This window comes from Dactylosporangium sp. NPDC005572 (assembly GCF_040605515.1).
Lineage (GTDB): Bacteria > Actinomycetota > Actinomycetes > Mycobacteriales > Micromonosporaceae > Dactylosporangium.
This window is the reverse complement of record NZ_JBEXCY010000125.1, coordinates 20,899-32,983: the sequence shown is the minus strand read 5'-3', so window position 1 is coordinate 32,983 and position 12,085 is coordinate 20,899. Positions and strand designations below refer to the sequence as shown.

The following is a 12,085-nucleotide window of genomic DNA, read 5'->3' as shown; positions in this document are numbered from 1 at the left end:
CCAGCCTGACCGGCGCGCCGCTGGAGGCGGCGCCCGCGGACGGGTCGTCGGCCGGGCGGGTGCCGGCGTCGCGGCGGATGGCCGCCGGCGACCTGGCCGCCGTGCGGGATCGGCTGGGAGCGCCGGCCTTCCGGGCCGCCTTCGACGACGGCCGCCTGCTCGGCTTCGACCAGCTCGCCGGGTTGGCCGAACGACTCAGCCGGTTCGCAGCCGAGTGATGTAGCGGCGGTACTGCCGGGCCCCGGCGGTACGCAGGAAAAATCGGATCGGTGCGGGGACCGCGGCGAGCAGCTCAGCCCGTTCGGCCGGGTCGGCGTCCTCGAGCATCGCGCCGAACACGAGCGGCAGCTGCTTGCGCGGCATGGCGTTCTTGCCGTGCTCGGCGAGCAGCGCCCACTCCTCGACGGTGATGTACCGCGAGATGAGCGGCAGGATCTCCTGCTCCTCCAGGTCGAGGTGCGTCACCAGCGCGGCGCGCAGCTCGTCCACGAGACCGGCCAGCCGGTCCCCGGTCGCGGTGGCGGGCGCGCCCACCCACTGTCGCAGCGCGTCGCCCGCCGCCCCGGTGTACTGCTCGACCCGGGCGTGCTGCTCCTGCATGGTGTGCACGAGGCCGGCCGACGGCGCGGCCCGGTCCAGCAGCCGCGGCCAGAGCAACTCGTCCTCCCCCGAGTGGTGTGCGTGCAGGAACGCGAGCAGGAACTCGATGTGCTCGCCGACCAGGCGCACCCGGTCGGTGTTCCGGCCGTCGATGGCGCGCACCAGGCGGGGGATCATCACGAGCTCGCGCCGGAAGACCCGGTGGATCACGGTCATCTCCTGCACGTTGGGCCCGCGGTCGGTGGCGGTCGGCACGCTCATGGGGGTCCTCCTGGAATCGGATGGTCAGCTGATGACCAGCCTGCGGCCCACGGGCCCCCCAGCCCACCAACACTGCCCCGCACACCGGGCGCACACATTCCGCACGACGGCCACACAGCCGGCGTCCGCTCAACGGACCCGGGACCGCGCGTGCGGGCGGGCGGGCGGGCGAGGGTCCCCACGCCGAACCCGATCCACCCCACGTTCAAGTCGACCTTGGACGGTCCTTGTAACCCACTTGGCGAACAATGCCGGACAATCCGGAAAACCGCCGGCGGTCAGCCGGAGCGCCCCGTCGACGGCGAAGAGGCGGTCGACGCGCCGCACCTGGTCGCCGGGCGTCAGTCCGAGCACCCTGGCGCAGTCGGCCGAGGCCGTCATGCCGTCGGCGACCTCCGCGAGCAGAGGCAGCGCCCGTTCGAGGTCGAACCGGCCGTAGGCGTACCCGAACCGTTTCACCAGGCAGACCCCGAGTGCTTGGCATCGACCGGCGCTGCGGGTGGCCGGCTGGTCCACGAGCCACTCGTACATGACGATGGCACGGTCGAGCACGGCGATGCGGGCGGTGCGCTCGTACGCCTCAGTCAGTACCAGGGCGAAGCCGGTGATCGCGTCCGGCAGCACGCTCAACGACATCGCGGCCGGTGACGAGCAGCGAACCTCGGTTCAGGGCTTGTCCGGAAGCCTCGTCGGAGGTGGCAGCGGCGTCATCATCGAGCTTCTGCCGTTGAGACGTCGGTGCCGTTGGATTTGTTCTGTGGCAAAAGTAATTAGCGGTGACATACTTCTGCAGTGAATTCCTCAAGAGGTGCCCGGCCGTCCCGTCCGGAGCCGGCGCCCGCCTGGTCGCCTCCCGCCGACCGTTCGCTCGCCGTGATGCTCGAGGTGCTGATCCACGGGCCCCTCTCACGAACCGAGATCGCGCGCCGGTTGGACCTGTCGCAGCCCTCCCTCTCGCGCCTGAGTGCGCCGCTGCTCGAGGGCGGTCTGCTCGTGGAGGGCGAGGAGCGCAGTGACGGACGAACCGGTCGCCCCTCCCGCCCGCTCGACGTCGTCGCGGACTCGCGCCACTTCATCGGGGTGAAGCTGACCGGCGACGAGGCGCTGGGCGTCGTCACCGACCTGCGGGCCAACGTGGTGGCTTCGGCCGCGCGGAGGCTGCCCGGCCGCGATCCCGAGGAGGTGGCCGACGTCCTGGCCGCCCTGGTGCTCGAACTGTCCGCGGGCGTGCCGGCCGTCGCTGCGGTGGGGGTCGGGCTGGGCGGCCTGGTCAACGGGCAGAACGAGGTCGTCCGCGCGCCCTTTCTGGGGTGGGCGCGGGTCCCGCTGGGCCGCATGCTGAGGGGCCGGACCGATCTGCCGACGGTCGTCGAGAACGACCTGGTGGCGTTCACCGAGGCGGAGCACTGGTTCGGCGCCGGGCGGGGGCTGGAGCGCTTCGCCGTGCTCACGGTCGGGGCCGCCGTGGGCTACGGCCTCGTCATCCACGACCGGATCGTGGTCGGCGAGGACTCCGGTGTGGGGCTGGTCGGCCACTGGCCCCTGCAGCCGTTCGGCCCGATGTGTCCCGAAGGGCACCAGGGCTGCGCGCAGGCGCTGCTCGCGATGCCGTCCATCGTGAAGTCGGTGTCGATGGTGCTCGACCGGCCGCTCACCTACGATGCGTGCCTCGACCTGGCCGAGGCCGGCGACCCGGCGGCCCGCCGCATCGTCGACGACGCCGGGCGCGGCCTCGGGCGGCTCGTCGCGGCCGTCGGCAATCTCACCGTGCCCCAGGCGATTCTGCTCGGCGGTGAGGGTGTCCGGCTCGCGCGGGTTGCCGCCACCGCGATCTCCCAGGGCATCCAGCAGGACCGGGATCCCCGCGCCAACGCCCTCGACGTCCACGTCCTCGACGGTGACGCGACCGATTGGTGCCGAGGAGCCGCCGTCATGGCGATCCAGAGGTACGTGCTCGGCGACCAGTCGCGGCGGCGGTAGCGCCGCCGAGGCCAATTTCTTTCTTGACGAATGCAATTAACATGCGCTTAACTACTCGCCATGATGCTGCTGGCCACGCCCACGGCGGTCGCGGACGCGACCGCGGCGAGCATCTTCGTGACGGTCCTCGCCAGGGGGCCGATCGCACGGTCGGAGATCGCGACCGTCCTCGGCCTGTCGGCCGGCACGATCTCCAGGGCGGTCCGGCCGCTGCTGGACTCGGGCTACCTGGTTGAGGACGGTGCCGGCGGACCGCCGCGCCTGGGCCGCCCGGTCGTCCCGTTGCGGGTCGTCGCGGACCGGGAGTTCATGGTCGGCGTCAAGCTGACCGCGGACCACGTCTGCGGTGTCGTGGTGGACCTGCTCGCCCAGGTCCGGGCCAGCCGGGAGGCCGCCGTGACCGACACCTCGGTGCCCGCGGTGGTGGCGACGGTGACGGATCTCGTGGACCAGCTGCGCGCCGACGCGCCCGGTCCGGTGACCCGTCTCGGTATCGGCGTCGGTGGCCACGTGGATTCGGCGGCGCAGCTGATCCGCTATGCGCCCTTCCTGAACTGGCGGGACGTTGCGCTGCCGGAGCTGGTGTCGGCGACGACCGGCCTGCCGGTGGTGGTCGAGAACGACGTCAACTCCCTCACGGCGGCGGAGCAGTGGTTCGGCGCGGGCGTCGACGTGCCGTCGTTCGCGGTCGTCACCATCGGCGCCGGCATCGGCTGCGGTCTGGTCATCGACGGCAGGCTGGTCCACGGGGCGGTCGGACTGGCCGGCGAACTCGGCCACATCCCGATCTCCGCGGACGGCCCGCGGTGCCGGTGCGGCAACACCGGCTGCGTCGAAACAGTCGCGTCCGAGGAGGCGATCCTGCGTCGCGTGCGGGCCGCGAGCGGACGCGACGATCTGGACATGGCCACGGCCGTCGCGCTCGGCCGGGCCGGTGACCGGGATGCCGTCGATGCCTTCACCGCCGCCGGCGACGCACTCGGCCGCGCCCTCGCCGTGGTGGCCAACCTGATCAATCCGCACCGCATCGTGCTGTCCGGTGAAGGCCTGGCAGCCAGTGACCTCTTCGAAAGCGCGGCGCGTACATCGTTCGCCACCCACGCGTTCGGTCAGGCCGTCGAATGTGACCTCATCACCCGTCCGCTGCCCGACCACACCTGGGCACGGGGAGCGGCGGCAGTCGCCATCCAGCACCTGTTCCTCGGCCCCACGCCCACCGCCGGCCGCTGACCGACCCTGGGCCCGCCCGCGGTGACCGTCCACACCCCGGTCACTCCGGTCACCCCGCTCCAACCCCCACCCCGAAGGAGTCCGAGCACCGTGCACACTGTATTCACTCGCCGGCGCATGCTGGCAACCGCCTTACTCGCCACGGCAGCCGTCCCGCTCTCGGCATGCGGCGGAGAGGACGAGCCCTCCTCGTCCTCGTCAGGAGACGTGCTGTCCGGCACCATCAACTTCTGGCACGGCTACAGCAGCGACGCCAAGGAGATCAAGGCACTTCGCGACGTCATCATCCCCGGCTTCCAGGCCAAACACCCGGGCACCACGGTCAAGGACGTCGCGGTCAAGGACAGCGACCTGCGGCAGAAGGTGCTGACCGCGGCGACGGGCGGGCAGGGACCGGACGTCCTGCGCGCCGACATCGCCTGGGTCAGCGAGATGGCCAAGCTGGGGCTGCTCGAGCGGCTCGACAAGGCGATGCCCGACTTCAAGACCTACGCCGACAAGGTGTTCCCGGGCGCGCTGGCCACCAACCGGTACCGCGACGGCTACTACGGCCTTCCGCTCGACACCAACACACGCGTGCTGATGTACAACGCGGACACGCTGGCCAAGGCAGGTGTCACCAAGCCGCCCGCCACCTTCGAGGAGATGACCGCGCTCGGCGACAAGCTCGCCGGCGCGAACGTGCAGGCGTTCTACGAGGGCGGGCTCGGCGGCTGGCAGATCCTGCCCTGGATCTGGTCCGCCGGCGGCGACATCACCGACGCCGACTACACCAAGGCGACCGGCCACCTCAACAGCCCCCAGTCCCTGGCGGGGGTGCAGTTGCTCTTCAACCTGTACGGGAAGAAGCAGGTCGCGAACAACATCACCGGGGCCACCGGCGGTGTGGACGGATCCGCGGGCCTGCCGACCGGGAAGTACGCGACGATCCTCGACGGCCCCTGGATGTACCCGATTTTCGCCAGCCAGTACCCGGACTTCAAGGTGCAGGTGGCGCAGGTTCCGGCCGGTCCCGGCGGGAGCATCAGCGTCGTCGGCGGCGAGGACGTCGTCGTGTTCAAGGGCTCCAAGAACAAGGCTCTCGCCATGGAGTTCAGCCGCTATCTGCTCTCCGACGAGGCGCAGACCGCGTTCGCCAAGGCCGGCCAGATGTCGGTGCTCAAGGACCTCGACCAGGCCACGATCAACCCGACCTTCGGGCCGTTCGCGCAGCAGTTGAAGACCGCGCGCCCGCGCCCCCCGGTGCCCTCCTGGAGCAAGATCAACGATCTGCTGGAGAAGAAGCTGCAGGCCGCGTTCAAGGGTGAGACGAGTGTGCAGCAGGCGTTGGACGCCGCCGCCGCTGAGATCGACACCCTGCTCGCCAAGGACTGAACGGCATGCCGGCCTCCGTGACCACCGTTGCCCGGCGCCCGCGCGCCGGGCAACGGCCCCCGAACCCCGCGCCGCGGCGACGCCGAACCCGCGCGGAACTCTTCGGCCGCCTCGTCCCGTACCTGCTGCTCGCGCCCGCGGTCGCGTTCTTCGTCACGGTCATGCTGGTGCCGATGGGCAAGGCGGTCCAGGTCAGCCTGTACGAGTGGAGTCCCATCCCGGGCGCTGAGAACACGTTCCTGGGTGGGGGGAACTACACCCGGGCGTTCGGCGACGCGGAGTTCGGCCGCAGCGTCGTCAACGCGGTCGTCTACATGCTCGTCACCGTGCCCGGCCAGATTGTGCTCGGGCTCATCCTGGCGCTGCTGCTCAACAACCGGCTGCCGGGTCGCACGCTCTTCCGCGTGCTGTTCTACCTGCCCGTCGTCACCAGCTGGGTCGTGGTCTCGCTGTTGTTCCGCTACCTGTTCGCCAACGACGGCGCGCTGAACTGGCTGCTCGTCGAGGCGCTCGGCGTATCTCAGGAGCCGGTGGGCTGGCTCGACTCACGCTGGACCGCCATGGTCACGCTCTGCGCGCTGGGCATCTGGAAGGGCGTGGGATGGACGGCGGTGATCCTGCTGGCCGGACTGCAGGGAGTCCCGGCCGAACAGCAGGAGGCGGCCGCCGTGGACGGCGCCGGCTACCTGCGCCGGCTGTGGCACGTCACCCTGCCCGCGCTGCGCCGCACCCTGCTCTTCGTGACCATCCTGCTCGGCATCGGCGGCCTCCAGGCGTTCATCCAGGTCCTGCTCCTCACCGACGGCGGGCCGGCCGGACAGACCGAGATGCCCCTGACGTACGTCTACAAGCAGGCGTTCGACTTCCTCGACTTCGGATACGGCTCGGCGCTGGCCGTGTTGATGACCGCCGCCATCCTGATCGTCTCGATCACCCAGACCACCATCTTCAATCGCCTCGACAGGGGGGTACAGTGATCGCCACGCCGGTGTCCCGCCGAATCGTTGTGTGGGCACGTCTGCTGACCCTCGGCGCGGGTGCCGTCGTCATGGTGCTGCCCCTCGTGTACATGGTCAGCGTCTCGTTCACACCGAACGTGCTCGCCTTCGCCTGGCCGCCCAGGCTGCTGCCCCAGGACCCCACGGTCGGCAACTACGTCGAGGCGTGGAACACCAACGACTTCGGCCGGTACTTCGCCAACTCGGCGCTGGTCGCCTGCGCCACGACGCTGCTCACCACGTTGCTGTCGGCGCTGGCCGCCTACGCCTTCGCCCGGTTCACCTTTCCCGGTCGCTCGCTGCTGTTCTGGACGCTGATGCTCGGCCTGATGGTGCCCAGCATGGTCATCCTCCTTCCGCAGTTCCTGGTCGCCACCACGCTCGGCCTCACCAACTCGCTCACCGGCCTGGTCGTCTTCTACGTCGGCGCCGGCATCGCCTTCAACACGTTCCTGCTGCGTGGCTTCTTCGAGCGGGTGCCGATCGAACTCGACGAGTCCATGACAGTGGACGGAGCCGGCCCGCTGCGCCGATTCGTCGCGTTGTACCTGCCCATCGCTCGACCCGCCCTGGCCACCTCCGCGGTCTTCGCCTTCCTGGCCGCCTGGGACGAGTACTCCTGGGCGCTGACAAGCATCACCGACCCCGAGAAAAGCACTCTGCCGCTGGCGATCGCCCAGTTCCAGGGCGCGCATCTCACGAGCTGGAGCCTCGTGTTCGCCGCGTCGCTCATCGGGGTGGGCCCGGTGGTGCTGATCTACCTGCTGGGCCAGAAGCACTTCGTCACCGGCCTCACCTCAGGCGCGCTGAAATCCTGAAGGAGAACAAGATGCTGCTCCCGAGCAAGGCCTCCTACCTGCCCGGCGAAAGCGCCCACGTCGACGTGTCGCCGGCCGGCCACCACCGGCGGTTGCGCGTGTCACACCTCGGCGTGGAGGTCGCCACGACGGACGTGGCGCCCGGCGCGGATCGAGTCGTCCTGCCCGTCCTGCCCGAGGGCGGCTACGCCGTCGCGCTGCTCGACGACCGGCACGACACGCAGTGGACCGCGGTCGAGATCCTCGCCGACCCGGTGTCCCGGCTGCGGTACGGATTCGTGGCAAGCTTCTCGCCCGGCCGGGACATTGACGCGGTCCTGTCGCACTTCCGCCGCCTGCACCTCAGCGGCGCGCAGTTCTACGACTGGGCCTACCGGCACGCCGACCTGGTCGGCCCGGCCGAGTACCAGGACCCCCTCGGCCAGCCCGTCGCCATCGAGACCGTCCAGCGGCTCGCCGGCGGGCTCCGTGACGGCGGCACGCTGCCCATCGGCTACGCCGCCGTATACGGCGTCGGCAAGGACGAATGGCCCGCGTGGGAACACATCGCCCTGGTCAAGCCCGACGGTACACCGTATGCACTCGGTGACTTCCTGCAACTGGTCGATCCCAGCGACCCGCAGTGGCTGTCACACTTCACCGCCGACCTGCGCGCGGCCATGCGCGCGGGCGGGTTCGCCGGATTCCACCTCGACCAGTACGGTTGGCCCCGCCACGCGATGCGCCCGGACGGGCGGACCGTCGACATGGCACGGGCCTTCGACACCCTCATCCAGGCCGTCCGGACGGCGCTGCCGGAGGCGACCCTCGTCTTCAACAACGTCAACGACTTCCCGGCATGGCTCACCGCCGCCAGTCCACAGGACGTCACCTACACCGAGGTCTGGGATCCGCACCTCACGCTCGCCGACCTGGCGGCGGTGGCGACCCGGTCGCGCACGCTCGCCCCGACCCGGCCCGCGGTCCTCGCCGCCTACCAGACGGTCTACGCGAACCACCCGCCCGAGGTCGCCGACCTCACGACCCGGTTCACCATGGCGACCGCGTTCTCGCACGGCGCGACCCAGCTGCTCGCCGGCGAGTCCGGCAACGTGCTGGTCGATCCGTACTACGTGCGCAACCACCGAGTCCTCCCGTCCACATCGGACATGCTCCAGCGCTGGTACGACCTGTTGGTGGCCGCCGGCGACGTGCTGCTGGCTCCCGGGATCCACGACATCACCCGGTCCGTGGCCGGTGCCTACAACGACGAGATCGACGTGATCGGGCCCGACGGCGTCGCCATCTCGCACGAGGCCCGGCCCGGCACGGTCTGGCGCCGGGTCGTCGACACGCCGCACGGCATCGTCATTCACCTGATCAACCTCACCGGCCAGGAGGAGACCGGCTGGGACACTCCCAAGGCCGCGCCACCGCCGGTGACGGGTCTGCGGCTGCGGATGCGCCGGTGGGCACCGCAGCTGCCGGCGATCCGCGTCGCGGACCCGGATCGCGGCCCTGCCTTCGCCGCCGTGCCCGCCGTCGCGGACGGCGAACACGTCGAGGCGGAGCTCCCCCCGCTGGACGTCTGGGCGATCGTCTTCATCCCTCGATGACCGCTCATCCACCCTCAACCAGGAGAAGCTTCATGACAACGACTGATCGGGCCTGGTGGCGCGACGCGGTGGTCTATCAGGTCTACGTCCGCTCGTTCGCCGATTCCGACGGAGACGGCATCGGCGACCTCGCCGGGCTGACCGAGCGGTTGGATCACCTGACGCGCCTGGGTGTGGACGGGCTCTGGCTCAACCCGTGCTACCCGTCTCCCGGCGCCGACCACGGCTACGACGTCGCGGACTACATGGACATCGACGCCCGTTACGGCGGGCTGCCGGCCTACGACGCGCTGCTGGCCGAGGCGCATCGGCGCGGCCTGCGTGTGCTGATGGACCTCGTGCCCAACCACTGCTCCGTGGAGCACGCGTGGTTCGTCGCGGCGCTCGAGGCGCAGCCGGGATCGCCGGAACGCGAGCGGTTCATCTTCCGCACCGGCCGCGAGGACGGCGCCGCCCCGCCCAACAACTGGCGATCCGTCTTCGGCGGACCGGCGTGGACCCGCGTCGAGGGCACCGACCAGTGGTACCTGCACAGCTTCGATCCCTGCCAGCCCGACTTCAACTGGCGCAATCCCGAGGTCGCCGAGTACTTCGACAAGGTACTGCGGTTCTGGTTCGACCGTGGCGTCGACGGCATCCGCATCGACGTGGCGCACATGCTGTTCAAGCACGCGGACCTGCCCGACTGGATGTTCCCGCCGGACGGCGAGTCCGACTACAACGGGCACGCACAGAACCAGCCGGAGGTGCACGAGGTGTTCCGGCGGTGGCGGGCACTGGCCGACTCGTACGGCCGGGATCTGACCCTCGTGGGCGAGATCTGGGTGCCCACGGTGACGGATCTGGCGGCCTACCTGCGGCCGGACGAGCTTCCGCAAGCCTTCTACTTCGACCTGCTCATGTGCCCGTGGGACGCGGGAGCGTTCCAGGCATCGGTGTCCCGCGGTATCGCGGAGATCGCCACCACCGGAGCCACCGTCACGTGGACCCTGGCCAACCACGACGTCCACCGCGCGGTCACCCGGTTCGGCCTGCGTGCCGCCGAGCCGCCCCACTCTGCCGATCCGGTCGGCAACATCGCTCGGGCTCGCGGAGACGTGGACGTCGCCCGCGGACTGCGCCGGGCCCGCGCGGCACTGTTGCTGCTGCTCGCCCTGCCGGGATCGGCCTACCTGTACCAAGGAGAGGAGCTCGGCCTGCCGGAGGTACTCGACCTTCCCGACGACGCACGCCAGGACCCGATCTGGTTCCGCTCCGCCGGCACCGAATACGGTCGCGACGGATGCCGCGTGCCCCTACCGTGGCGGGCCGACGGCCCGTCACTCGGCTTCGGTCCGGGGCCGCGGAGCTGGCTGCCGCAACCGGCCTGGTACGCCGAACACGCCGTGGAGGAACAATGGCGAACCGAGGACTCGACGCTGCGCCTCTACGCCGATGCGCTCGCCAGTCGCAAAGCGTTCGCCGATGAGCTGGCGGACCGCGACCTGCGCTGGTTGGACGTGCCGGGACGACCTGATGTGCTGGCCTACCAGCGTGGCGAACTCATCTGCGTCACCGTCTTCGGCGAGCAGCCGTTCTCCCCACCGACGACCTGGGGCCGGATCCTGCTGGCGTCGGCGCCGCCCCACGGAGGACAGCTGGCCGGCGAGTCGGCTGCCTGGCTGAAGCCGGCGGGTTCGTAGATCGGTTCGTGACGTCACCCGACATGCTGACGATGTCGCCGACGGGGTGCGTGGCCGGCGAGGGAGGGTACTTGAGCCCGCCCTTGTCCGGCGCTCCGAGCGTTCGTGGGAGCGCTGCGCCTGTCCCTGCCTGTCGTGGCTCAGGCGGAGAGCAGGCCGCCGTCGATGATCACGGATTGTCCCGTCAGATAGGCCGAGGCCGGACCGAGCAGGTACACGATGAGGGCGGCCACCTCCTCCGGATCGCCCTGCCGGCCCAGCGGCACCCGCGCGACAATGCCGTTCAGGGCGGCCTCGGTGTCGGCCTGGGCGTTCCAGTACGGATCGTTGAACGGGGTGTCGATCCAGCCCGGACACACGCTGTTGACGCGAACTCCGCGGCCCGCGAGCTCGACCGCCAATGATCGGGTCAGGCTGATGAGTGCGCCCTTGGACGCGGCATAGGCGAACGTGCCGGGGCTGCCGCGGTGGGCCGCGGTCGAGCCCGTGAACACGATGCTTCCGCGGGTGTCCGCCAGCGCCGCCGCGGCCGCCTGGGCCAGCAGGTAGGGCGCGCGCACGTTCACCGCCATGGTTGCCTCCCACGCCTCGAACGCGAAGGTCTCCAGGGGAGCGACGACGTGCAGGCCGGCGGTGACGACGACGTGGTCGAGCCGCCCGAATGCCTCCACGGCGGCGTCCACGGCGGCCCTCGGGGCGTGCCGGTCGGCCAGGTCGTGGTGCCCCACGACGATCCGCCCCGGGGCCTCCTGCGCCGCCACCTCCCGGGCCGCCGAGTCGTTGACGTCGCCCAGGTAGACGTCGGTGCCGGCGGCGCGCAGGGCCCGGACGGTTGCCCGTCCGATGCCCGTGGCGCCGCCGGCGACCAGCGCGACGGTCACTCGCCCGCCACCGCGTACGCCCGGTAGTTGGCCGATCCCGGGCCGGCCGCACGGTTCTTCACCACGGCGGCCGCGCGGTAGACCGCCGAGCTCGGCGTGGCATCACGGACGGCGGCCGGGACGTCGCCGCCCTTCGCGTCGGTGTTCGCCAGGGCGTCGAGGATCCGCGCGAGGAACTGGGGCAGGTCGTTGGGCAGCTGCGAGGTGATGAGGTTGCCGTCGACCACGACGGCCTCGTTGCGCCAGTCGCCACCGGCGTGAATCACGTCGTCCTTGATGACGGGGACCGACGTGACGGCCCGTCCCTTCACGATGTCCGCCGTCGCCAGCAGCCATCCCGCGTGGCAGATCGCCGCGACCGGGGCGGCCCGGTCGTTCAGGGCGCGGACGAACTCGACGAACCTCGGCTCCCGGCGCAGGTACTCGGGCGAGAAGCCGCCGGGCACGATCACCGCGTCGAAGTCGTCGGGCGACACGTCCGCGATGCCGACCTCGGCCACCGCCGGGTAGCCCAGCTTGCTGGCGTACACCTCGCCAGCGCGGGCGCCCACGATCGTGACCCGCACACCGGCCTCACGCAGCCGCAGGACCGGGTACCACAGCTCCAGCTCCTGGTACAGGTTCTCGGCCAGGACAGCGACTCGAGCGTTCTGCAGTTCCATCCAG

General features: G+C 70.7%; 12 protein-coding genes. 8 read left to right on the top strand and 4 right to left on the bottom strand.

Annotated elements, in window-relative coordinates:
* Window positions 1–218, top strand: a 218-nt coding sequence (locus ABZS66_RS40365) for a hypothetical protein (protein WP_354767335.1), incomplete at its 5' end; no start/stop codon positions are given.
* On the opposite strand, the gene ABZS66_RS40360 is transcribed toward ABZS66_RS40365, so the two are convergent.
* On the bottom strand, window positions 196–861 hold the full coding sequence (locus ABZS66_RS40360) for a hemerythrin domain-containing protein (RefSeq protein ID WP_354767334.1): 666 nt from the start codon (window positions 859–861) through the stop codon (window positions 196–198). The genes ABZS66_RS40365 and ABZS66_RS40360 overlap by 23 nt on opposite strands.
* 129 nt (window positions 862–990) lie before the next feature.
* Window positions 991–1,497: a hypothetical protein gene (locus ABZS66_RS40355; protein WP_354767332.1), complete on the bottom strand. Its 507-nt coding sequence runs from the start codon at window positions 1,495–1,497 to the stop codon at window positions 991–993.
* A gap of 240 nt (window positions 1,498–1,737) precedes the next feature.
* Between ABZS66_RS40355 and ABZS66_RS40350 the strand changes: the two genes are divergently transcribed.
* From ABZS66_RS40350 to ABZS66_RS40320, 7 genes are all read left to right on the top strand, one after another.
* Window positions 1,738–2,841: an ROK family transcriptional regulator gene (locus ABZS66_RS40350; protein WP_354767330.1), complete on the top strand. Its 1,104-nt coding sequence runs from the start codon at window positions 1,738–1,740 to the stop codon at window positions 2,839–2,841.
* Window positions 2,842–2,901: 60 nt separating this feature from the next.
* Entirely contained in the window at window positions 2,902–4,071 is a 1,170-nt protein-coding gene (locus tag ABZS66_RS40345; protein ID WP_354767328.1) for an ROK family transcriptional regulator, read from the top strand.
* A gap of 117 nt (window positions 4,072–4,188) precedes the next feature.
* Entirely contained in the window at window positions 4,189–5,445 is a 1,257-nt protein-coding gene (locus ABZS66_RS40340; RefSeq protein ID WP_354767326.1) for an extracellular solute-binding protein, read from the top strand.
* A 5-nt stretch (window positions 5,446–5,450) separates the two neighbouring features.
* Entirely contained in the window at window positions 5,451–6,422 is a 972-nt protein-coding gene (locus ABZS66_RS40335) for a sugar ABC transporter permease (protein ID WP_354767324.1), read from the top strand.
* An 11-nt stretch (window positions 6,423–6,433) separates the two neighbouring features.
* Window positions 6,434–7,261 (top strand): carbohydrate ABC transporter permease, encoded by an 828-nt coding sequence (locus ABZS66_RS40330; RefSeq protein ID WP_354767322.1) that lies wholly within the window; start codon window positions 6,434–6,436, stop codon window positions 7,259–7,261.
* An 11-nt stretch (window positions 7,262–7,272) separates the two neighbouring features.
* A complete protein-coding gene (locus ABZS66_RS40325) occupies window positions 7,273–8,856 on the top strand; it encodes a glycoside hydrolase family 66 protein (RefSeq protein ID WP_354767320.1) in 1,584 nt (527 codons plus the stop codon).
* Between the two features lie 32 nt (window positions 8,857–8,888).
* Window positions 8,889–10,538, top strand: a complete 1,650-nt coding sequence (locus ABZS66_RS40320; protein ID WP_354767318.1) for a glycoside hydrolase family 13 protein — start codon at window positions 8,889–8,891, stop codon at window positions 10,536–10,538.
* 140 nt (window positions 10,539–10,678) lie between these two features.
* On the opposite strand, the gene ABZS66_RS40315 is transcribed toward ABZS66_RS40320, so the two are convergent.
* A complete protein-coding gene (locus tag ABZS66_RS40315) occupies window positions 10,679–11,419 on the bottom strand; it encodes an SDR family oxidoreductase (protein ID WP_354767316.1) in 741 nt (246 codons plus the stop codon).
* The gene (locus ABZS66_RS40310) at window positions 11,416–12,081 is read right to left on the bottom strand and encodes a type 1 glutamine amidotransferase domain-containing protein (RefSeq protein WP_354767314.1); all 666 of its coding nucleotides are present in this window, start codon (window positions 12,079–12,081) and stop codon (window positions 11,416–11,418) included. The genes ABZS66_RS40315 and ABZS66_RS40310 overlap by 4 nt, the downstream gene beginning before the upstream one ends.
* Window positions 12,082–12,085: the final 4 nt, after the last annotated feature.

What these genes read in the sequence shown, in the direction of transcription:
- ABZS66_RS40360 (WP_354767334.1), bottom strand. Translation starts at nt 861, where the DNA reads ATGAGCGTGCCGACCGCCACCGACCGCGGGCCCAACGTGCAGGAGATG.
- ABZS66_RS40355 (WP_354767332.1), bottom strand. Translation starts at nt 1,497, where the DNA reads ATGTCGTTGAGCGTGCTGCCGGACGCGATCACCGGCTTCGCCCTGGTA.
- ABZS66_RS40350 (WP_354767330.1), top strand. Translation starts at nt 1,738, where the DNA reads ATGCTCGAGGTGCTGATCCACGGGCCCCTCTCACGAACCGAGATCGCG.
- ABZS66_RS40345 (WP_354767328.1), top strand. Translation starts at nt 2,902, where the DNA reads ATGATGCTGCTGGCCACGCCCACGGCGGTCGCGGACGCGACCGCGGCG.
- ABZS66_RS40340 (WP_354767326.1), top strand. Translation starts at nt 4,189, where the DNA reads ATGCTGGCAACCGCCTTACTCGCCACGGCAGCCGTCCCGCTCTCGGCA.
- ABZS66_RS40335 (WP_354767324.1), top strand. Translation starts at nt 5,451, where the DNA reads ATGCCGGCCTCCGTGACCACCGTTGCCCGGCGCCCGCGCGCCGGGCAA.
- ABZS66_RS40325 (WP_354767320.1), top strand. Translation starts at nt 7,273, where the DNA reads ATGCTGCTCCCGAGCAAGGCCTCCTACCTGCCCGGCGAAAGCGCCCAC.
- ABZS66_RS40320 (WP_354767318.1), top strand. Translation starts at nt 8,889, where the DNA reads ATGACAACGACTGATCGGGCCTGGTGGCGCGACGCGGTGGTCTATCAG.
- ABZS66_RS40310 (WP_354767314.1), bottom strand. Translation starts at nt 12,081, where the DNA reads ATGGAACTGCAGAACGCTCGAGTCGCTGTCCTGGCCGAGAACCTGTAC.